10 protein-coding genes are annotated in these 22390 nt (G+C 59.2%); 8 read left to right on the forward strand and 2 right to left on the reverse strand.

What is annotated here, in order from left to right; genetic code table 11:
- The first annotated feature begins 16 nt into the window (after positions 1-16).
- Together CFR71_RS08970 and CFR71_RS08975 are read left to right on the forward strand one after the other, a co-directional pair.
- A complete protein-coding gene (locus tag CFR71_RS08970; protein WP_338065927.1) occupies positions 17-1531 on the forward strand; it encodes an ABC transporter substrate-binding protein/permease in 1515 nt (504 codons plus the stop codon).
- The gene (locus tag CFR71_RS08975; protein ID WP_408891787.1) at positions 1521-2300 is read left to right on the forward strand and encodes an amino acid ABC transporter ATP-binding protein; all 780 of its coding nucleotides are present in this window, start codon (positions 1521-1523) and stop codon (positions 2298-2300) included. The genes CFR71_RS08970 and CFR71_RS08975 overlap by 11 nt, the downstream gene beginning before the upstream one ends.
- A gap of 9 nt (positions 2301-2309) precedes the next feature.
- Here CFR71_RS08975 and CFR71_RS08980 read toward each other — a convergent pair whose 3' ends face one another.
- Both CFR71_RS08980 and CFR71_RS08985 read right to left on the reverse strand, forming a co-directional pair.
- Positions 2310-3794 carry a peptide MFS transporter gene (locus tag CFR71_RS08980; RefSeq protein ID WP_110530418.1) on the reverse strand — a complete coding sequence of 495 codons (1485 nt, stop codon included), beginning with the start codon at positions 3792-3794 and terminating at the stop codon, positions 2310-2312.
- Between the two features lie 46 nt (positions 3795-3840).
- Positions 3841-5832, reverse strand: coding sequence for a CocE/NonD family hydrolase (locus CFR71_RS08985; RefSeq protein ID WP_239020331.1), 1992 nt, complete (start codon positions 5830-5832; stop codon positions 3841-3843).
- Between the two features lie 347 nt (positions 5833-6179).
- Between CFR71_RS08985 and CFR71_RS08990 the strand changes: the two genes are divergently transcribed.
- The 6 genes from CFR71_RS08990 (at position 6180) to CFR71_RS09015 (ending at position 22290) form a co-directional block, all read left to right on the forward strand.
- Positions 6180-8840, forward strand: coding sequence for a M1 family metallopeptidase (locus CFR71_RS08990; protein WP_110530424.1), 2661 nt, complete (start codon positions 6180-6182; stop codon positions 8838-8840).
- A gap of 288 nt (positions 8841-9128) precedes the next feature.
- Positions 9129-12128, forward strand: a complete 3000-nt coding sequence (locus CFR71_RS08995) for a TonB-dependent receptor plug domain-containing protein (protein ID WP_239020336.1) — start codon at positions 9129-9131, stop codon at positions 12126-12128.
- Positions 12129-13202: 1074 nt separating this feature from the next.
- Positions 13203-15653: a TonB-dependent receptor domain-containing protein gene (locus CFR71_RS09000; RefSeq protein ID WP_207781354.1), complete on the forward strand. Its 2451-nt coding sequence runs from the start codon at positions 13203-13205 to the stop codon at positions 15651-15653.
- A gap of 255 nt (positions 15654-15908) precedes the next feature.
- Complete coding sequence (locus CFR71_RS09005) at positions 15909-17984, forward strand: M13 family metallopeptidase (RefSeq protein WP_239020333.1); 2076 nt, start codon at positions 15909-15911, stop codon at positions 17982-17984.
- A 167-nt stretch (positions 17985-18151) separates the two neighbouring features.
- A complete protein-coding gene (locus tag CFR71_RS09010; RefSeq protein ID WP_110530344.1) occupies positions 18152-20074 on the forward strand; it encodes a M61 family metallopeptidase in 1923 nt (640 codons plus the stop codon).
- Entirely contained in the window at positions 20071-22290 is a 2220-nt protein-coding gene (locus CFR71_RS09015) for a S9 family peptidase (RefSeq protein WP_110530346.1), read from the forward strand. Before CFR71_RS09010 ends, CFR71_RS09015 begins: the two co-directional genes overlap by 4 nt.
- The last annotated feature ends 100 nt before the right edge of the window (positions 22291-22390 follow it).

Below are 22390 nucleotides of genomic sequence, written 5' to 3' on the forward strand. Positions count from 1 at the left end.
AATTACGGATATCCGGTTGTTCTGCCTTGTTTTTTTTGTATTCCTGTCCCTGATTGCGCGTCCTGTCATGGCGCAGTCGGTGGACCTGCCGGGTTTCGTCCATGATGGCGTCCTGACGCTGTGTACCAATCCGGTCCTCCCCCCGATGACCTTCATGGATCACGCGGATGGGGCTGTCCCGACCGGGGTGGATATCGACCTGGCCCGGGCGCTGGCGACGCACTGGCATGTCCGGCTTGATATCTCTTCCATGGATTTCGCCGGCCTGTTTCCTGCGCTGATGGGCAACAGATGTTCGCTGGTTGCCAGTGGGGTCGCGCGCCTGCCTAGTCGGGAAAGAAACTTTGACGCCGTGCCCTACCTGGATACGGCGATGGTGGTCGTCGCGCCTGTCACGGCGGCCCCGATTGCCGGCATGGAGGATCTGTCGGGACAGCATGTCGCCGTGCAGGCGGGGACAAGTTACGCCGCGATGCTTGAACGCCAGAATGAAATCCTGGTGGCGCGGCATCGCCTTCCCATTGAAATCGACCAGTATCCGACCGAAGACGCCGTGGTGCAGCAGGTGCTTCTGGAACGGGATTTCGCCTTCATCAGCCAGGATGTGGAGGTATCTTTCCGCCAGAAACAGCTGCATGGCAGGGTGCATGTCATCCTGCGCGCGGACGATCCCGATTACCGGCAGTTCGCGTTGTATATCCGCAAGAACCCGCATGATCGCGACGCCCTGCGACGTGCCGTTGGCAGCCTGTCTGGCGACGGGCAGCTCAATGCCATCATCCGCAGGTGGTCGCTGGCCGCCGGGGATGCGACTGCCCTGTCCTCCGGCCACGGCGGCGTTTTCGCGTGGCATGACTTTTTCAGCGCCCTGACGTCCCTGTCGTTCCTGCGTGGCGCGGCGCTGACCCTCGGGCTGGCGCTGGCGTCGCATGCGACGGCCATCGTGATTTCCGTGCCCATGGCGCTCCGCCTGGATGGGCGGCCGGGGCTGCTGCGCTCGTTCCTGCGTCTTTATGTCTATCTGTTCCGTGCCGTGCCGACATTGCTGCAACTGCTGTTCGTATGGAACGCCCTGCCGCAGTTCTGTCCCGTTTTCCGGCATGCCTGGTTCACGCCCTTTCTTGCGGCATGGATATCCCTCTCACTTAACGAAAGCGCCTATCAGGTTGAAATCAACCGCTCCGCCCTCGCTTCTGTCGATGCGGGACAGATTGCCGCCGCGCGTGCGCTGGGGATGCGGGGATGGCAGATCTATCGGCATGTGATTTTTCCGCAGGCGTTGCGGATCGCCCTGCCCCCGACGATCAATGATTTCATCACGCTGCTCAAGACCACGTCGCTGGCATCCGTCATTTCCCTGCATGAACTGCTTTCCGTAGCCCAGGTGGAAGTGGCACGCAGTTTCGAGTTTACGGAGTATTACGCGGCAGCGCTTGTATATTACCTGCTGATGGTCCTGTCCTTCATCATGGTGCAGAAATGGATGGAACGGCGCTTTGGGTGGGATGTGGGGCATGTGCATGAAAGATGATCCCCCAAATGATCCGGCCACATCCGCGATGTCCCGGCCGGTCGTGCTGAGGACGCGCGCGCTCAGCCGGTATCATGGTGATTTCACCGTGCTGGACGCGATTGACCTTGAAATCCGCAAGGGCGAGAAAATAGCCATCCTGGGCCCATCGGGCGCGGGCAAATCGACCCTGATCCGCTGTTTCAACCGGATCGAAGCCCATGACAGCGGTACGCTGTCAATCCATGGGCAGGTGATCGACCGCAATACGGATCTGGTGAAACTGCGGGGCATGGTCGGACTGGTTTTTCAGGATTACAACCTGTTTCCGCATCTGAGCGTCCTGGACAACTGCACGCTGGCCCCGCGTATCGTGCGCCATGCGGACCCCGTGGGTGCCCGCGATCTTGCCCTGCAATTTCTTGAAAAGATGGGGATCGCGGAACAGGCGGCAAAATATCCCGCGCAACTATCGGGCGGGCAGCGGCAGCGCGTTGCGATCGCCCGCGCCCTGTGCATGCAGCCGGAAATCATGCTGTTTGATGAACCGACCGCGGCACTGGACCCCGAGGCCATCAGTGATGTGAAAAACATCATAAACGACCTGTGCGCGGCGGGGATCACGACGGTTTTCGTCACGCACGAAATGGGTTTTGCCCGGCACGTGGCTGATCGTGTCATGTTCATGGACCGTGGGAAGCTTCTTGAAACCGCTCCCGCCGCCACCTTCTTTCACGCGCCCGACAGTCCCCGCGCGCGGGCTTTTCTTGATCGTATGCTCTGCCTCTGACCGGATGGCCTACCCCTGCCCTGTCGCCTGCCGCGCGTGCGCGCTTTCCCATTTCCTGACGATCGGCAGCAGCAGCGCGAAGATCAGCGTCGCCGCGCCCGCCACATATGCAAGGTCACGGAACAGGCTGCCATAGATCATCAGCGTCTGCGCGGGATCAGCTTCCTTTCCCCCGGTATTGTCGATGGCGGCCATGTTGGCGACCATGCTGCCGACATACATCGCAAATCCGATCATCACGTAAAAGCAGCCCGCCATGAGGGCGCTGATACGCGCGGGAACATAGCGCGCGATGGCGGCAAGGCCGAGGCTGTTGAGCATGAGTTCCCCGATGGAAAGCGGACCATATCCGATCAGCATCCACCACGGCGACACATAGGGGGTGGAGGACATGCGCGCGCTGAGCCACCAGATCACGAAGGACAGGGTGACACAGGCGAACCCGACCACGAATTTCCCCGCGATGCTCAGGTCGGCATCGCGGCGCCCCAGCCAGTTGTACGCCCCGATGACCAGGGGGGTGCCCAGCATGATCCATAACGGGTTGAATCCCTGGAACTGTCCGGCTGACAGCGAAAACAGGTTCAGCCCGAACAGGGTGAAATCCTTGCCCACATTGCGCAGCGTGAACAGGGTCAGCGACGTGACCATCTGCTGATAGAAAACGAAATAGAGGGCCACCTCGAAAATCAGCAGATATATGATCTTCAGGCCCGGCCGTTCATGGGACGCCACCCTGAAATAAAGGACGATCCATCCCGCGATGATCAGCAGGCCGGAGGCGATGACCAGCAGGCCCTGAATCGAACTGGATTCGAAAATGCGCGCGATGATCGCGATCGCCAGCAGCATCGTCACGGATATCACCGCCGTGCGCCGCATGGGGACCGGCTGGAAATCCGGTGCCGTGCCGATGGCCGACAGCCGCGCCTGGCGCAGGAAATATCCACAGATCCCCAGCCCCAGGCCCAGGCCACAGGATATGAAGGCCGCGCCCCAGCCATAGGCCTGCTGGATCCACGGGGTCAGGAACAGTGAAAATGTCGATCCGACATTGACGGACATGTAATAGATCGTGAAGGCCACATCGAGTTTGTGTGGCTCGTCACGATAGATGATGTTTACCGTATTGCATGAATTGGGCTTGAACAGGCCATTGCCCACCGAAATGGTCGCCATCCCGATAAAGAGGGAATGGGCGTCCCCACTCATCAGGCCCAGCAGGAGATAGCCGGTCGCAAGGACCATGGCGCCCACCAGCATCGTCCGGCGCGATCCCAGCACCCGGTCGCCAAGCCATCCCCCCACCACCGGGGCGGCATAGGTTATGGCGGCGAAGCTGCCCCACAGCATGTTGGCCTGCGTATCGTGCATGCCCAGCTTCTGGACCATGTAGAGCAACAGGATCGCCTGCATGCCATAGAAGCCGAACCTCTCCCATATCTCGATGGCAAGGACGACGCGGAAGGCGGCGGACCTGTCGGTGGCGGACATGGATTTCATGTCCGCCTTGACGTCGGGAATCTGCATCTGGCTGAACTCAGGGCACGACCGGCAGCCATACTGCGGTCGGGTGCGCCCGGTCATGGTAGATGTCCTGCGTGGCCGTGGTGTAATCCTCCTTGTGGGCCTGCAGGATGTTGGGGACGAATTTCTGCGGGTTGCGGTCATACAGCGGGAAAAGGCTGGACTGGATCTGGATCATGATCCGGTGGCCCGGTTCAAAGACGTGATTGACCGCAGGCAGCGTAAAGCGGTAGCGCGTCACCTGACCCGGGGTGATCGCGGTGGGCTTTGCAAAGTCCTGACGGTAGCGGCCACGGAAGATATCCATGGACACGGCGAGTTCGTATCCCCCCATTTCCGGACGGTCGGCCGTGGTTGGCGGATTGACGTCGATGACCTTGACGACCCAGTCGGAATCCGTGCCCGTGGTGGCGGCATACAGGTCCGCCATGGGAACGCCGCTGACCTTGACCGGGGCGGTCAGCACCGGCGTTTCATAGGTCAGGACATCCGGGCGGCTTTCGGCCTGGCGCTGATCCTGCACCAGCCACGTCTTCCATCGATCTGAATCGGAAACGAAGGAGAACGGGCGCGCGATGAAGGGCACGGGATGCTGCGGGTCGGAAACATAACGGTCCGACGGCTGTTCCTCATGATCCGGCTGGCGGGTGGAAAGCCCATGTTCCGCATGCACGAAGAACGGTTGCAGCGGATGCGGGCAGTGTCCGTCGCACGCCAGCGGCCAGCGATCGAGATAGTCCCAGTGGTTTTTGCCGGTGTTATAGATGATCGCTTCGGGCAGATGGACCGGGGTCGCGCCGGGACGCAGGTACTGATCGAAGAATGGCCGCAGGACGTCATGGCGGAACTGCGAGGCGGTATCGCCATTCCATTGCAGCGGCCCAAGCGACGAACCGTTGTAATTCACCTGGCTGTGCCGCCATGGTCCCATGATCAGGACATTGGGAACGGCAGGCGTCGTGGCCTGAAGGGCCTGCCAGGCATGAATGGCGCCCCACATGTCTTCCTGATCCCACAGCCCCTGCTCCCACAGGGTCGGGACCGTGGCCTTGCGCTGCGCCAGAAGATGGTCAAGGGCCTGCTGCTGCCAGAATTTGTCGTACGCGGGATGGGCCAGCATGCGCTGCCACCACGGGAACTGGTCCAGTCCGGCATCATGCGCGAACTGTTCGGTCGAACCGGCGGCAAGGAAATTGGTATAGTCATCATGGTCGACGCGCGGGATGGCCTTTCCCGATCCGCGTTCGGTCATCTGCATGGTGAAATAGTCCAGGCCACCCTGGCGGAACGCGCCATAATGGTACCAGTCATCGCCCATCCAGCCATCGACCATCGGGCTTTCGGGGGCGGCGACCTTCAGGGCCGGATGCGGGTCCAGCAGCGCCATGACCACCGTATATCCTTCATAGGACGATCCCAGCATGCCGACGCGCCCGTTGCTTTCGGACACGTTATGGGTCAGCCATTCGATCGTATCCCACGCATCCGTCGTCTCGTCCGTCTTGGTCGGGTTGAGCGGACCGCGCGGCGGACGGGTCATGACATAATCCCCTTCCGATCCGTATTTGCCGCGGATGTCCTGAAAGACGCGGATATAGCCGCCTTCGACGAAGGTATCGTCCCCCTGCGGCAGAATCGAACGTATGTCCGGCGCGTCGGGAATGCGGTTCGCCCGGGCCGACGCGTGATAGGGCGTGCGCGTCAGCAGGATCGGCGCCTGCGTGGCCCCTTTCGGAATGACAATGACCGTATGCAGTTTCACGCCGTCGCGCATCGGGATCATGACGTCGCGCTTGATATAGTTGCGCGCGCTGTCAGGGAAAACCACATGGGCGGGAATGTCGTTGCCGGTCTGTACCGTCAGCGCGTCGGCATCGGGGGATCCCGCCTTTGCCGGCGCGGGCGCTGTATCCGCCGCATATGACCTGTCGAACATCGCGCCGGTCGATACGCATGCAATCATGATTGCCAGCGACGGCAGCCGCCGCCAGGAAAGCCGTGTCACGTCATTCCACTCCACTGTTGCCCATGGGACGTTGTTGTCGCACTGCCCTTATCATAGCAACCCGTCATTCCGAACGGTCAAAACGCCAGACCCTCCCCAGGACCGGAAAATGGCGTCCGCCTGCCCTGCCGGCCCCTGCAAAAAACGGGAACACAAGCCTGCGATGAAAGGTCATGGATGGCGGAATTTCGCGGAACGCGTGGCCGGAACTGTATTTATTTTAATGAATTTCACATAAAAAAATATGGAACCGTAACGGTTTATGTCTATGACAGGAGGGGAAATGACATTCCGCAAGGAGGGATATTGTGCGTTTCGCAGATGACGACGCGTCGGGTAAATTTTCAATGCGTCATATATTGTCGGTATTTACCCTGGTCGCAGGGGGGATCGCATGCGTTTCCCCGACCCAGGCAGCCGCGCCTTCTTCTTCCGCTTCCTCTTCCGACCTGACGCCGGGTGGCCTGCCACGGAGCGTCGTTCCGTCAGCCTATCGCATCAGTGTCGATACGGACATGAAGGCCCTCGTGCTGAAGGGGCATGAGGATATCGACCTTACCGTGACAAGTCCCGTGGGGCGGATCGTGCTCAACCAGGCGGGACTGAAGCTGGAGGCCGCCACCGTCGATGGCACCCCGCTGCAGGTCACGCAGGACGAGGCCGCGCAGACCGCCACCCTGACCGTGCCGGTGCCGGGGCAGCTTCCGGCAGGAAAGCACGTGCTGACCATCCGCTATAGCGGGCCGATCCCCCAGACGCCCAATGGCATCTATTACGATGACTACCGCACCGAAAAGGGCAAGAAGAAGCGGATGCTGGTGACCCAGTTCGAGGTCGCCGACGCCCGTCGAATGTTCCCCAGCTGGGATGAGCCGTCCTTCAAGGCGACCTATCAGCTGAGCGTGCGGGTGCCGCGTTCCTATACCGCTGTCAGCAACATGCCCGTCACCTCGGTTTCCAAGGAAAAGGGCGACACGAAATACGTCAATTTCGCAACGACCCCCCGCATGTCCAGCTACCTGCTGGCGGTGGTCGCGGGCGATCTGGGCGCGGTGCATGGCAATGCCGGCGCAACCCCCATCAATGTCTATGCCCCATCGGGTGAGGAAAAGAAGGGCGAATACGCCCTGGGTGCCGCAACCGCGATCCTGCCGTACTACAACCAGTATTTCGGTGTCTCATATCCCCTGCCCAAGCTGGACCTGATCGCCATCCCCGGCAATTACGAAGCCGGCGCGATGGAAAACTGGGGCGCGATGACATTCATCGACAATGCGGTCCTTTTCGATCCCAAGCACAGCTCCCCCGAAACCAAGGAATGGGTCTATCTGGTGGTGGCGCATGAAATGGCGCATCAGTGGTCGGGCGACCTTGTGACCATGGGATGGTGGAATGACATCTGGCTGAACGAAGGTTTCGCCTCGTGGATGGAAACAAAGGCCACCAATCATTTCAATCCCGGATGGGAAATCTGGCCCCGGCAGCATTCCGATCGTGAGGCGGCGATGGCGCTGGATGCGCAGTCGACCACCCATCCGATCCAGCAGACCATCCATGATGTCAGCGAAGCCAGCAGTGCGTTCGACCGCATCAGTTATCAGAAGGGTGAGCAGGTCATCCGCATGATCGAGAACTGGCTGGGCGAAGACCGGTTCCGCGACGGCATGCGCGAATACATGCAGGCCCATGCCTATGGCAACGCCACCAGCGACGACCTTTGGAAGGCGCTGTCGCATGCTTCGGGACAGGATGTCGGTCCCCTCGCCCGCACTTTCGTGGAACAGCCCGGGATTCCGCAGGTCAACGTGGCGCGCCGCTGTGTCGGTGGCAATACGGTCCTGACCCTGACGCAAAGCCGCTTCAGCATCCATGACCCGCATGCAGCGCCGCTGAAGTGGAAGATCCCCGTTGTCGCCGGCAACGCCACGGGTGCCACCGTGCAGAAAACCGTTCTTGGCAAAAGCCCCGTCACGCTGCGTGTCGCGGGATGTGATCAGGCGGTGAAGATCAACCTTGGCGAAAACGGGTATTACCGGACGCGCTATGACGCGGCCTCGCTCGCGCTGCTGCAGAAGGATTTCGCCTCCTTCGGGCCGGCGGATCGCGCCAACATCCTTGGCGACGAATTCGCCCTGTTCCAGTCCGGGCAGGCGTCGCTGAAGGATTACCTGTCGCTGGTGGCCAACCTGCCCGCCACGCATGAAAACGATATCGCCGTATGGCAGGATACGATTTCGCATCTGATGGCGCTGGATACCATGATGACCGGTACGCCGGCGCAGGCACAGTTCCATGCCTTCGCCCGTTCGGTCCTGCAGGGACAGATGCAGCGCCTGGGCTGGGACGTGCGCGCGGACGAACCCTTTACCGACACGCTGCTGCGGCCGAGCGTGATCCGGGCGCTGGGTCAGTTCGGGGATCGTGACATCATCGCCGAGGCACAGGTCCGGTTCCAGAAATACATCAAGAAGCCGAATTCCCTGCCCTCCAGCCTGATTGAGCCGGTCGCCGTCATCGTCGGCAGCGAAGCGACGGAAAAAACGTACGACCAGATCGAGAAGGTCATCCGCACGGCGCCCGACACCGAACAGAAACTTCGTTTCTTCGGCGCACTGGCTTCGGCGCATGATCCCGCGCTGATGCAGCGCAGCGTCGCCCTGGCGTATAGCGGCATCATCCCCAACGGGCGCATAGTCATGTCCCTCGCCACGGTCGCGCGCAGAAGCGGGCATCCCGATCAGGTGTGGGATATCGTCCTGAAGAATCAGGATGCCATTAGGAAGCTTCTGGCCCCCTGGTCGCAGGAAAAACTGCTTCCCGCCGTGGCGGGGGAAAGCGTGAATCCTGATATCGCAACCGCCCTGCTGGCGAATCCCTCAAGCAACTCCTCACGCGGGAGCCTGATCGCGGCACGTCAGGCCGCCGACAAGATACGCTCCAACGCCGAGATCTATGGCCGGGCGCGTACCGAGCTGACAGAGTGGATGCAGTCCAGAAACGTTAAATAAAAACGAATGTAAACTTAAAGGAATGACCCACGTTGTGTTGTCTTTGAGCAACACAACGTGGGGTAAGGTTACACTTTAGTATATTCTTATTGAACGAGGTTGTTTTCGACTGTGTAATGAGAACACCGATAATTCGCCCATCGGCGCATCGCAAAATGTATGCATGTGTTAGCTGTCGACTGGATGTCGTAGGGAGTAGAATTGCTAATGTTCAAATCATCACGCAGGCTGTCGATAGATTCTAGATATTCTCGTTTCTTGCTGGCCTACGTTTCGCTGGGGGTCCTGATGTGGCCGCAGGCCTATGCACAGGCCCAGACGGTTGCGTCGAAAACCACCGACAACAAGGTGACTGTCAAAAAAAGCAAAAAGAAGGCAACTACGAACGCGGGCTCGACGAGCACCACCGCGACTTCCACCGGTGCGGCTGCAGTTTCGCAGGCGCAGACGGATGCCTCCGCCAACCCGCCGTCACGGTCTGAAAACATCGTCGTGACCGGCTCGCTGCTGCATGATCCCAACCTGCAGAGCGCATCGCCCATTACGCACATCACAGCCGGCGACATGCAGAAGCGTGGTATCAAGACGGTTACCGACGCCCTGCAGCTTCTGGCTTCCAACGGTTCGGGCAACCTGACGAACGCCTTCTCGGCCAACGGCGCGTTCGCTGGCGGTGCGTCGGCCCCGTCACTGCGCGGACTGAGTACTGACTCCACCCTGGTCCTGATGGATGGACAGCGTCTTTCCTATTATCCGCTGTCGGATGATGGTGAGCGTAACTTCGTCGATACCAACTGGATGCCATCCTCGATCATGCAGACGATCGACGTGATGAACGACGGTGGTTCCGCGACCTATGGTGCTGACGCCGTTGCGGGCGTGATCAACTTCATTACCCGTAAGGAAATCCAGGGTTTTGAAGGAAATGCCGAAGGCGGCGTGAGCCAGCGCGGGGACGCGGGACATCAGCGCCTTTACGCGACCTATGGTCATGGCGATCTTGAGCGCGATGGTTACAACTTCTACATCAACTCCGAATATCAGCAGGATGACGCGCTGTATAACCGTCAGGTCGGTTATCCCTACAGCTCGAGCAACCTGACCGGTATCGGCGGCACCAACGGTGACACCAACGCGCTGGGGGCCGATGGCTCGATCCAGAACTTCGGTGCCACGACGACCCCGGTTGTCCGTCCCAGCGATGGCGGCAACAGCGGAACGGGCGCCTGGCAGCTGCTGAATCCGTCAGCGGGCTGCGCAAGGGGTAAAGAGGTTTCGGGTTATGTCACGGGCACGCCGGCTGGTTCCACCAGCACGACCTGTACTGTGGACAGCACCCACGATTACAGCCAGATTGCTCCGTCGCTCCGCCGTATCGAGGCTACGGCGCATTTCACCGCCAACGTGACGTCGCATTCCCAGCTGACTGCGATGTTCACCTACTCGCAGGCCCTGTCGCAGTATTCCGGCGATCCGCTGAGCTATGACACCGTGCGTAACTACACCCAGTCGGAACTGGCGAATACACTGAGCGTGCCCATTCCGGCGTACCTGCCCAATGGTCAGCTCAACCCCAACGATCCGTATGCCTCCCAGGGCAAGGCGGCGGAAATGGAATATGCCTTTGCCGGCATGGTTCCCAGAACCAGCCAGTACAGCCAGAACTTCCGTGGCTCCGTGCGTTATAACGGCAGCGCGCATTCCAACTGGGGTTCGGACTGGAAATATGATGCCAACTTTGTTGGCATGAACACCGATCTGCAGCAGACCATCACTGGCGTCCCCACGATCAATGGCATTGAAGACGCGATCATAAACGGGACCTACAACTTCCTGGATCCGTCCGCGAATTCGAAGTCGGTTCTCAATTCGATCGCGCCCAAGAACGTGATGAACGCCCAGACGCAGGAATATTCGGGCGAAGTTTCGCTCAGCAAGGGGCTGTTCCGTCTGCCGGGCGGTATGGTTGACCTCGCGATCGGGGCCAACGTCCGTTACGAATCCCTGAACGATCCCAGTGCAAACCAGTCCAATCCGGCGGATCCCGGAGCGCAGTACGCGGGCTACATCAACCCGTTCTATGCTTATGGCAGCCGTTGGGTTGAATCCGGCTTCTTCGAAGTTGGCATTCCCATCGTGAAGATGCTGAACGTCGACGTGTCCGGCCGTTATGACCATTACTCGGAAGGATACAGCCACTTCTCGCCAAAGGTCGGCGTGAACTTCAAGCCGGTCAAGCAGTTCACCCTGCGTGGCACGTTCTCCCGCGGCTTCCGCGTTCCCAGCTTCGCGGAAACGGGTGGCGCGAACGTTGGTTACGTGACCTACACCATTCAGGATCCTGCATGGCATAACCAGCATCTGAACTCCAACGGCACGGCTGACTCGTATGCGCAGGCCTACAGCATGGGTCTGAACACGTCGGGTAACCCTGACCTCAAGCCTGAAATCTCAACCAACTTCACGGGTGGCGCGGTTATCCGTCCCCTTCCCTGGCTGAGCCTGACGGCTGACTACTACTACATCAAGAAGTCCAACTATATCGCCCCCAACCCCGTGTCGTACGACGCGGTTGCGGAAGATTACGTGGAAGGCAAGGCGCTGCCGGCCGGTGTGACGGTCACGCCAGACGTGGTTGACACACTGCACCCGAATGCTCCGGTCCGTCCCGGCATCATCAACATGGGTTATGTCAACACCAACAAGCTTACGACCGATGGTGTTGACCTGCATATTGACGCCAGCCGTCGTCTGCCGGGCTTCCTGCATAACATCCGTTGGTACAGCCGTGGTGAAGCGACGTATGTGCGCAGCTTCAACCTGACCCTGCCGGATGGCCAGGTTGAGCACTTCGCGGGCACCGAAGGGCCGTGGGAAATCACCTCGGCTTCGGGAACGCCGCGCTGGCGTGCGAACTGGCAGAACACCTTCAGCTGGAGGAACCTGTCCGTAACGCCGACCGTGTACTACACCAGTGGCTACAAGACCGTTGCTGAAGATGCGACGGGTCCTGGAACCCGCGGGTCGTGCGCCAACTCGGTGACACAGTATGCCCAGACCTTCGCACCGCAGGGACAGTGCCACGTCAAGAACTACTGGGATGTGGATCTGACGGTTAACTATAACATCAACCGTCGCTGGTCGGTTTATGCCAACGTGTATAACCTGCTTGGCTTCCGCTCTCCGTATGACTATGGAACCTATGGTTCCTACCTCTACAACTCTTCCTGGTCGCAGAAGGGTGTTATCTACCGCTCGTTCCAGTTCGGCGTTAACGTAAAACTCTGATCGGAACGCATTGAAATATCCCGGGTTTTCGAGCAATCGAAAGCCCGGGATTATTTTTTTCTCTCATGTTTCCCTTGAAACAGGGAGCAGGCTGTCTGCGTTGAAGGGGCGCCTGCCTGTCCAGCAAGAGCTGGATGAGGAAAAACAGAAATAAGAACCTGCTGCCGACAGGCAAAGCGTCGTGCCAGACTCTTCCGGGATCGAGATAGGCAGAAAATGCTTTTTCTCTCCTGTCAGGGGCTTCAATCCCCTTCCCTCAGGCAGATGGATAATCCGAAGGCTGCACATGGCTGTTTTTCGGGCATCCGGAAGACAAATCGTTAATTCAAAATCCTTATACTATTTTCGTCATTAAATCGAAATTTGAATAAGTTTCGCATGGGCAGAATTGTGTCGTCTCTCTAAGTTTGCAATATCATTAACTTCAAAACATATTTTTCATATTTTATGTTCGTGAAAATTTCCTAAGGTGTTCAGGATATTACTTTTTTCCTGTTGGCTAGCCCCATTTGGACGCAAAACGTCACAAAACAGAGTTTTCGTGAATTTTTTGTGTCAAGAGAGCCGTCTCTTCAACGGGAAAAACGTTGTATTTTCAAAATGGTAAGCCGATGTCTCGGTTTGGTGCGACTGTGGAATGAGAATTTATCTTTCCTTTTGATTCGGTTTTCTGATATGATTGGGAAATATATTAAATCTATTTTGAAAGGGTTGAAAATAACAGTCAGATAACAGGCTATTTTTCCGCGACGGCATGATGCGGAAAAGTTTGTAAAAATCACATCTGATGTTTTGTAAGATAGGCTGACGAATGTTGCTTTTTGAACACAAAAAGCGCGTTTGCTCGGTGCTGTCTTTTTTCTGCGTTGAATCTTCCCTCTTCTGACCCTGTAATGATTTTCATCGTGAAATCATGCTGCGGTAGTCGGCAATGCCGTACGAGGGGGGATAATGAGTAAGACATTCCGTGCTTTTTCCTCACGCCGTGGCGTGAATATCAACAATATGACGGTGCAGGACACGGAGTAATCCGATGCGGCATCACGTCATGGCTGTGATTGGAAAAAGTCCTCTATGCCAAATATAGCGAGGCGGGAAAAAATTCGTCTGTCCTGTCGGCCGGTGCTGGCAGGTTCTGCATTTTTATGGCTGCTGTCGGTTGGTTCTGCCGCCATGGCTGCGACGCAGGCAGGAAAGGCCACATCCACTGCCGCGACTGCCCATCGTCTTCATCGGCCGGCTGCTGGGGGACAGGCTGCGCATGCCCGCCCTGCCCATAGTCAGAGCACGGCTACCCCGCATTCAGCCCCGGAAACCCTGAAGGTCAGTGTGTCGCGCATCCGTTCCCACGGGGCGGTACAGGCGGTAACGCGTCAGCAGATGGACCATTTCGTCGAAGGCACGAGCCCCAATCAGGTCCTTGCCATGACAACCCCCGGCGTCAGCTTCGCGTCCGATGATGCCTTTGGCCTCGATACCGTGGCGAATACCCTTTATATCCGTGGGTTCAGCCGTAATCAGGTCGGTGCGTCCCTTGATGGCATTCCCATGGGCGAACAGGGGTTCGGGAACATCAACGGCCTGACCGTTGATGAAGCTGTCATTCAGGAAAACCTGTCGGGCATGACGGTTTCTCAGGGGGCCGGGGCCGTGGACACGCCATCCGCGCAGAATCTTGGCGGGGCGCTGACCTACACCACGTCCGATCCGTTGAGCAAGGCAGGCGGGCGTGTGGGGCAGACGTTCGGCAGCTATAATGCCTTTCGCACGTTCGGTCGCGTTGACAGTGGCGTCCTGAATTCGACCGGGACGAAATTCTATGCTTCCTATGCCCGGACCGATCAGGACCTGTGGAAAGGCTTTGGCTATCAGCTGGAACAGCAGGCCAATTTCAAGCTGGTCCAGCCTGTCGGCGATCGGGGCAAGATAACGGCGATTTTCGATTATTCCAATTTTGAACAGTACAACTATATGGGGCTGACAAAGGGGCTTTGGGAAACGCAGGGGCGGAACACGACTTTCCTGAAACCCAATTACGCCCTGGCCAAGGAATACGCCTATTATGCCCAGAATGGCGGCGTGCCCGCCAATCTTCAGGGTATCCTGACGAATGACGAAATTGGCGATTATGCCTATGACGGCACGCAGACGCAGCGTAATTACCTGTCGGCTGTCACGGCGGATTTCCAGCTGTTCCCGAATGTGACGTCCAAGACCGTGGCCTATGCCCATGTGTCCAGCGGCGATTATAGCGGCACCAACCCGTACCTTGTCTCGCCAACCTCTGGTGTCGACATGGCGATGGAAACGGGCCATATGAGCACGCAACGCATCGGCTTTACCCAGAGTTTCGATATCAAGGTCCATGATAACGATATCCAGACCGGCATCTGGTATGAAAATGTCGATTATTCGTATCCGATGCGCCTGTATGAGGACGGCGTGGACCAGGCCCATAACTCGGTCGGGGATTTCCGGGCAAGCCAGGCATCAACCTGGTATTCGGATGCATTTAATACAAATACATTCCAGTTTTACCTGCAGGATACCTATCATATCATTCCCGGCATGACCATCAACGCCGGTTTCCGGTCGTTGCTGCAGACGACGCATGGCGGCACGAAGATGGATGATACGGCCGGCCTTGCGGACTGGAATACCTATTACAGTCATCCGGCGAATGGCAGCATGACCGCCGCGAACGCGTTCCTGCCGCATTTCAACTGGGATTATCATTTCAAGCAAAATCACGAAGTCTATTTCGATATCGCGGAAAACATGCGCGCGTACGACTATTCCACCCAGCAGAGCAGCGGGACCGTCTGGGGTGGACTGGGAAGTGCATCGAACCCGGCCCAGACCGTTTTCAATGAGAACAAGAAAACGCTGCGCCCGGAACGGACCTGGAACTATGTCGTGGGGTATCGCTACAATTCAAAAATGCTGACTGCCAGCGTCGATTTTTACCACACGGATTATTACAACCGTCTGGCGACCGTGACATCCGGCCCAACCACCAACCAGTATAGCGAAGTTGCGAATGTCGGCCGCGAATCAATGAATGGCGCTGACGTGCTGGCGGCCGTGCGTCCGGTAAAGGGACTGGAAATCACAAACAGCTTCAGCTGGAATGATGCAACTTATGAAGGCAGCATCAATGGGACCAGCCTGAAGGGAAGGCATCAGGTCTTTTATCCCAAGTTCATGTACAAGGCGAACCTGAGCTATACTTGGCGTCGCGCCATGTTCAACTTCAACGCGACCTATACGGGCGGGCGTCCCCTCACCTATCTGAATGACCAGTATATTCCGGCCTACTGGACGTCAAACCTCAACGGCAGCTACAATTTCGGCAAGGTCGGGTTTGCCCGCAATATCAAGGCGACGTTCGGGATTACCAACCTTTTCAACAAGAACTATATCGGCGGCGTGTATGGGGCCGCGAGCCTCAAGGGGGATGACAATCCCATCCTTTACGTGGCGGCGCCACGGGAATTCTTCGGATCTGTCTCCGCGCAGTTCTGATCATGGCGCGATCCGGAAACGGGTCGCGCTTTTTTTTGTGATTATCGATACGAATCAACAACGGATAACAGTCCTCGCGGTGTCCCCATTCCGGTTGGAAAGACTGTTATTTGAATATGATACATCCCATTGTCAGATATGCATTTCCCGATGTGAACTTCAGGTTTCTTATATGTGTGGGCGTATTGTCGTGATTCCATTTTGAGGTCAAAATGTCGCGGCTCAATCATGCTCTCGCAACAGGGAAGAGATATAATGGCAGGAAAGACAGGACGTACCATACGCGCCGGATTGATGGGGGCCACGTTGCTGGCGACCTGCGGTGCGGGGGCATCCTTTGCCGCTTCGGACGGCAACGTGGCCGAAAATTTCGGAAGCTGGGGCTTTGACCTTGCCGGCCGCGACGCAGCCGTCGCCCCCGGGAACGACTTTTTCGAATATGCGGACGGCACGGCGGTCCGCTATATCGTCATCCCCCCTGACATGACGTCGTACGGTCCGTTCAACGAACTGGCGGAGCTGTCGCGCACGCGGGTGAAAACCATTCTGGAGGAACTGTCGGCCCATCCCGTGCAGGATCCCCAGACGATCGAACAGAAGCTGGGAACGTTTTACGCAACTTTCCTTGATGAAAAGACCATAGAGACGCGGGGCATCCATCCCCTTTCCGACGACCTGTCGAAAATACGCGCGATCGCAGGCGCCACCGATTTTGCCAGCCTGTCGGGCACGGCGCAGTATGGGTACCAGTTCACGCCTTTCGCGCTGAGCATCCAGCCCGACGCCCGCACGCCCACGAAATATACCCTGACGCTGGATCAGGCGGGCCTGGGCATGCCGGACCGGGATTATTACCTCAAGCCCGAGATGCAGGCCAAGAAAACCGCCTACCAGAACTATGTGTCGCAGGTCCTGAACCTGATCCACTGGCCGGATGCGCGCGGGGCGTCAAACGCGATCGTGAAGCTCGAGACCTCGCTGGCGCAGGCGCACTGGGCCCGCCAGGACATGCGCGATCCTGACAAGATCTATAACCCCATGACGCTGGCTGCCCTGCAGGAAAAGGCGCCCGGTTTCGACTGGCTGTCCTATCTGCAGGCCGCGGGCGTTCCCGATGCCGTCATTCATTCGGACAACATCATCGTGGGCGAGCCTTCCGCCATCACGGCCGAGGCGCACATCCTTGCCCAGACGGACATGAAGACGCTGAAGGCATGGCTGGCTTTCCACCTTGCCGACAACGCGGCTCAGGTCCTGCCCCGCGCGTTCGTCAATGCGTCGTTCAATTTCCATGGCCGCGTCCTGTCGGGACAGCCCCAGCTGACCGCGCGGTGGAAACGTGCCGGACATGCGACCAGCGAAGCGATGGGCATGGCGCTGGGCAAGGTCTATGTCAGCCGGTATTTCCCGGCACCCTATCATGACAAGATGGTGGGCCTGACACAGGAGCTCAAGGCAGCGTTCCGGATCCGTCTCAAGCACAATGGATGGATGGAAAAGGCAACCCGCAAGGCAGCCATCCGCAAGCTGGAAAGTTCCGCGATCCAGATCGGCTATCCCAACAAGTGGCGCGATTATACCGGCCTTGCCGTGCATAAGGACGATGCCTATGGCAATTCGGCGCGGGGCGTCGCGTTTGAATGGAATTACTGGCTGAACCATCTGGGCAAGCCGGTGGATCGCGATGAATGGGACATGACGCCGCAGACGGTCAATGCCTATAACAACCCGGTCTTTAACGAAGTCGTCTTCCCGGCCGCCATTCTCCAGCCGCCCTTCTTCAACCCGTCGGCGGACATGGCCGTCAATTACGGGGCGATCGGTGGCGTGATCGGTCACGAAATGACCCACTCCTTTGACGATGAAGGACGCAAGTTCGACGAAAAGGGGCAGCTGCGCGACTGGTGGACCAAAAAGGACGAGGAGCGCTTCAACCAGCTTGCCGCGCGTTTCGGGACCCAGTACGACGCGTTCGAGGTCCTGCCGGGCGTGCATGTGAACGGCAAGCTGACAATGGGCGAGAATATTGCCGACCTTGGCGGCCTGACGCTTGCGCTGGATGCCTATCATGCTTCCCTCAAGGGCAAGAAGGCGCCGGTCATCGACGGCATGACCGGCGAACAGCGGGTCTTCCTCGGCTGGGCGCAGGTATGGCGTGAAAAGCTGCGTGACGACACGATCCGCCAGCGCGTCATCACCGATCCGCATTCGCCGCCGCGCGCGCGCGTGAACATGCCGATGCATAACATCGATGCGTGGTACAAGGCATGGAATGTCCAGCCGGGACAGTCGCTTTACATCAAGCCGGAAGCCCGTGTGAAAATCTGGTAATTACCCGAATGTAATGGCCCCTCCCTGGCGGGAGCAGGAATGTTTTTTCCTGCTCCGTCCGGGAGGCGGTTTCTGATGTTCGCAATGACCTGTTCAATATTTCTGGAGTATGCGTTTTGCGGTCTATTCTTTTGACAGGCCTGTCAGGACTGGCGGTTTTCGTGGCGATGAATGCCGCTGCTGCGGAGGTCCGCGCGGCCGCTCCGCAGCAGCTCGCCCTGCCCCCCGCGGTTCCCCCCGCCCGTGACGTGCATATGCCGGGCACCATCGCGCTGAAGGTGGACGGAACCGACCTTGCCCGCCACATCTATAATGTGCATGAAACGGTTCCGGTCCCGTCCGAACTTTCCGCCCATGGCGGGGATCTGGTGGTCCGGTATCCGATGTGGCTGCCCGGCGACCATTCGCCTACCGGCCCGATCACGCAGCTTGGCGGCCTGTCCGTCCATGCGGGCAGCCAGAGTGTCGCATGGCTTCGCGATACGGTTGACATCAGCGCCTTTCATATTCCGGTGTCCGCCGGCACCAGCAGCGTGACGCTGGATTTCCAGATCCTGACGCCCGTGTCGCCAGAGGTCGGACGCGTGGTGATGACGCCCGACATGCTCAATGTGCAGTGGAACGCGGTCGCCCTGTACCCGGCGGGATATTACACCCGCGACATAACGGTGTCCCCCACGCTGGTCCTGCCCCATGGGTGGCAGTACGGCACCGCGCTGCGTCCACGCGCGGGTGCCGCGCCCGGGGACAGCGTCACGTTCCAGGATACGTCGTTTGACCGCCTGGTTGATTCGCCCGTCTTTGCCGGTCATTACTTCCGTCGTTTCGACCTGACGCCCGCCCATGGCGCGCCGGTGGCCCTGAACGTCATCGCCGACCGCCCCGAGGAGCTGGAGGCAACGCCGGACCAGATCCAGGCGCACCGCAACCTGGTCCAGCAGGCCAACGCGGTCTTTGGTTCCCACCATTACGAGCATTATGACTTCCTGCTCGCCCTGACGGAGGAGCTGGGCCGTATCGGGCTTGAGCACCATCAGTCCAGCGAAAACAGCGGTCCGCGCGGCTATTTCACGAAATGGGACAAGACCTTCCCCTTCCGCGATCTGCTCCCGCATGAGTTCACCCATTCGTGGAACGGCAAATTCCGTCGCCCCGAGGATCTGTGGGCGGCCGATTTCAATACCCCGCATCGCGGTTCCCTGCTGTGGATTTATGAAGGCCAGACCCAGTACTGGGGATATGTCCTTGCCGCGCGCAGTGGCCTGATGACCCAGCCGCAGGTCCTTGACGCGATTGCGCTGGTGGCGGCGACCTATGACGGGCGTGCCGGCCGCCTGTGGCGTCCGCTGGTCGATACGACCAATGATCCCGTGATCGCGCGGCGTACCTCCCTGTCATGGCGCAGCTGGCAGCGGAGCGAGGATTACTATTCCGAAGGCCAGCTGCTGTGGCTGGAGGCCGATACGCTCCTGCGCCAGCTTTCACACGGGCAGCATTCGCTGGATGACGTGGCGCGGCAGTTCTTCGGCGTCGATGACGGCAGCGTCGTGACGCATACCTATCGCCGCGAGGACATGATCGCGGCACTCAACGCGGTGCAGCCGTACGACTGGGCCAAGTTCCTGCATGACCGCGTGGATGTGGTGACCCAGCACGCACCGCTGGAGGGGCTGACGCGCGGTGGTTACAAGCTGGTTTACGCGAAGGAGCCCTCCGCCTACCAGTCGGCGCGTCAGGCGCTGCTGAAGATGAACGACTACACCTTCTCCCTCGGCTTCGCCGTCAACCAGAAGGGCAAGCTGCTGAACGTCGAATGGAACAGCCCCGCATGGCAGGCCGGCCTGACGATGGACGAGGAAATCGTGGCTGTTAACGACCTGGCATACGACGGGGACACCCTGTCGGATGCGATCACCGCGGCGACCGCGGCAGGAAGCGCGCCGATCCGCCTGCTGATCCGCGCGGGTGACCGTTACAAGACGGTTTCCATCGCCTATCACGGGGGCCTGCGCTATCCCCGGCTGGAACGTATCGCCAACACGCCCGACATGCTGGCCGATATCCTCAAGCCCCGGACGATTGCACAATGAGGCAGTCGGCACGCAACCTGCTGATGGGAAGCCTGCTGCTGGCGGCATGGCATGGCGGGGCGCGGGCGGCCGATACCTCGCTTGACTGCTTTGCGCAGAGTGCCGCCACCCAGGGGTATTCGCTGGGTCTTCCACGTAACGCGACGCTCACGCCCGATGGGCGTGGCGCGCTGTTCCTGCGTAGTGGACCGCGCGATACTGCGCTGCAGCTGTGGCTTTATGACATCGCGAGCGGTCAGGAAACGGCCCTGACGCATGTGGCGTCAAAGGACGAGCACCTGTCGGTTGAGGAAAAGGCCCGGCGCGAACGCGCGCGCCTGACGATGACAGGCGTGACCGCGTTCGAGGTGGCGGACAACGGCAGGTCCGCCATCGCCAGCCAGGCGGGACGGCTGCTGAAGGTGAACCTGACCGATCACGGCGTTTCGGCGCTGCCGGGCGATCAGTGGGGCGCGCCGCGCCTGTCGCCGGATGGACGCTATATCGCCGCGGTCAAGGATAATGATGTCCATGTCATAGCACTTGACAGTGGCAGGTCGCATCGCGTCACGCGTGGCGGCAAGGCGGACCTGACCCATGGCGTGGCGGAATTCGCGGCGGCCGAGGAACTGGACCGTCATGACGGCATGTGGTGGTCGCCCGACAGCCGCTCCCTCGTTTATGAGGAAGCGGATCTTTCGGGGGTGGAGGAGCATTACATCGCGGACCCTGAAAATCCCGCGACGCCGCCGGTTGCCTTTCGCTATCCCAAGGCTGGCACGCCCAACGCCAAGGTGCGTCTGGGCATCATAAAACGCCACGGTGGCCATACCCGCTGGATACGCTGGGACAACAATGCCTACCCCTATGTCGTGCGCGTGGTCTGGTCGAAGGAGACCGGGCGGCTGTCACTGGTGGTGATGAACCGTGCGCAGAGCGAGGAACGGGTGCTGGATGTCAATCCGCGCACGGGCCGGACGACCGAACTGCTGGCGGAACATGACCCGGCATGGGTGAATATCGCGCCCACCGCGCGGACCACGGGCCTGTCCCTGCCCCACTGGCTGAAGGACGGGCAGCATTTTCTGTGGGCATCGGAACGCAGCGGGAAGTGGCAGCTGGAGATGCGGCATGCGAACGGCACGCTCGACCACGTGCTGACTCCCGCGGACCTGCCTTTTGCCTCGCTTGACGATGTTGACGAGGCGCATCATGCGATCACCTTCACGGCGACGCCGGACCGCATGGGAACGGCCGTCTATCGGCAGGATCTGGATACCGGGGCGATAACGCCGCTGGCGACGGATGCCGGGCTGCATCAGGTGCATTTCACGTCGGACCAGCATGACGCGTTTATCGACCGCTTCAACGCCGCCGATGGAAGCGTGCATGTCACGCTGCGGGACCATGACGGCCGGGTAACGGCGACATTGCCCGACGTGGCGCAGGCCCTTCCGGCATTCAACATGCAGTTCCTGACGGTGGGGGCGCAGGGATATGACGCGATGGTCGTCAGGCCCGTCAATTTCCGTCGCGGGCAGCGCCTGCCGGTCATCCTGTCGGTCTATGCCGGGCCGGGATACAAGGAAGTCCTGCGCGCGCCGCGCATGCATGCGGAAAAACAGTGTCTGGCCAATCAGGGTTTCATTGTCGTCAGCCTTGATGGCCGTGGCACGCCGGGCCGTGATCGGGACTGGGAGCGCGCGATCAGGAATGACCTGATCGATGCACCGCTGGAGGATCAGGTCGCCGGGGTGAAGGCCCTGGGGCAGAAGTTCCCCGAAATGGACATGAACCGTGTCGGTGTCTATGGCTGGTCATTCGGTGGGTACTTCACCGCCATGGCGGTCATGCGGCATCCCGAACTGTTCCGCGCAGGCGTGGCTGGCGCGCCGCCGGTCGATTTTTCCGATTATGACACCGCCTATACCGAACGCTATCTCGGACTGCCGGATCAGGATGTCGCTGGCTATCGCACCAGTAATGTCCTGACATACGCAAAGAACCTGTCCCGTCCCCTGATGCTGATCCATGGGGTGACGGATGATAACGTCTATTTCATCAATACCCTGAAGCTGACGCGTGCCCTGATTACGGCGGGACGTCCGTATGATCTGATGCTGCTGCCGGGGACGCACATGCTGTCCGATCCGACATTGCGCGCCAATGTCTCGATTGCCCGCATGCGTTATCTGAAAGACCATCTGCCGCCGGTACGTTCCGGCAAGTCCGGATAAGGGGCTGTCTGGAAACAACCTTCTGAAAAATAACAGAAGTTTTTTGGATGCCGCCTTTTTTTAAAAAGGCGGCATCTTTGTATTTTCCCTGCAAGGGCAC

Origin of the sequence: Novacetimonas pomaceti, assembly GCF_003207955.1 — a bacterium.
In the GTDB taxonomy this organism is placed as follows: domain Bacteria; phylum Pseudomonadota; class Alphaproteobacteria; order Acetobacterales; family Acetobacteraceae; genus Novacetimonas; species Novacetimonas pomaceti.

Excerpts from the sequence above, each read along its gene's own strand:
- CFR71_RS08975 (WP_408891787.1), top strand. The coding sequence starts at position 1,521 with ATGAAAGATGATCCCCCAAATGATCCGGCCACATCCGCGATGTCCCGG.
- CFR71_RS08980 (WP_110530418.1), bottom strand. The coding sequence starts at position 3,794 with ATGTCCGCCACCGACAGGTCCGCCGCCTTCCGCGTCGTCCTTGCCATC.
- CFR71_RS08990 (WP_110530424.1), top strand. The coding sequence starts at position 6,180 with ATGCGTCATATATTGTCGGTATTTACCCTGGTCGCAGGGGGGATCGCA.
- CFR71_RS08995 (WP_239020336.1), top strand. The coding sequence starts at position 9,129 with ATGTGGCCGCAGGCCTATGCACAGGCCCAGACGGTTGCGTCGAAAACC.
- CFR71_RS09000 (WP_207781354.1), top strand. The coding sequence starts at position 13,203 with ATGCCAAATATAGCGAGGCGGGAAAAAATTCGTCTGTCCTGTCGGCCG.
- CFR71_RS09005 (WP_239020333.1), top strand. The coding sequence starts at position 15,909 with ATGGCAGGAAAGACAGGACGTACCATACGCGCCGGATTGATGGGGGCC.
- CFR71_RS09010 (WP_110530344.1), top strand. The coding sequence starts at position 18,152 with ATGAATGCCGCTGCTGCGGAGGTCCGCGCGGCCGCTCCGCAGCAGCTC.
- CFR71_RS09015 (WP_110530346.1), top strand. The coding sequence starts at position 20,071 with ATGAGGCAGTCGGCACGCAACCTGCTGATGGGAAGCCTGCTGCTGGCG.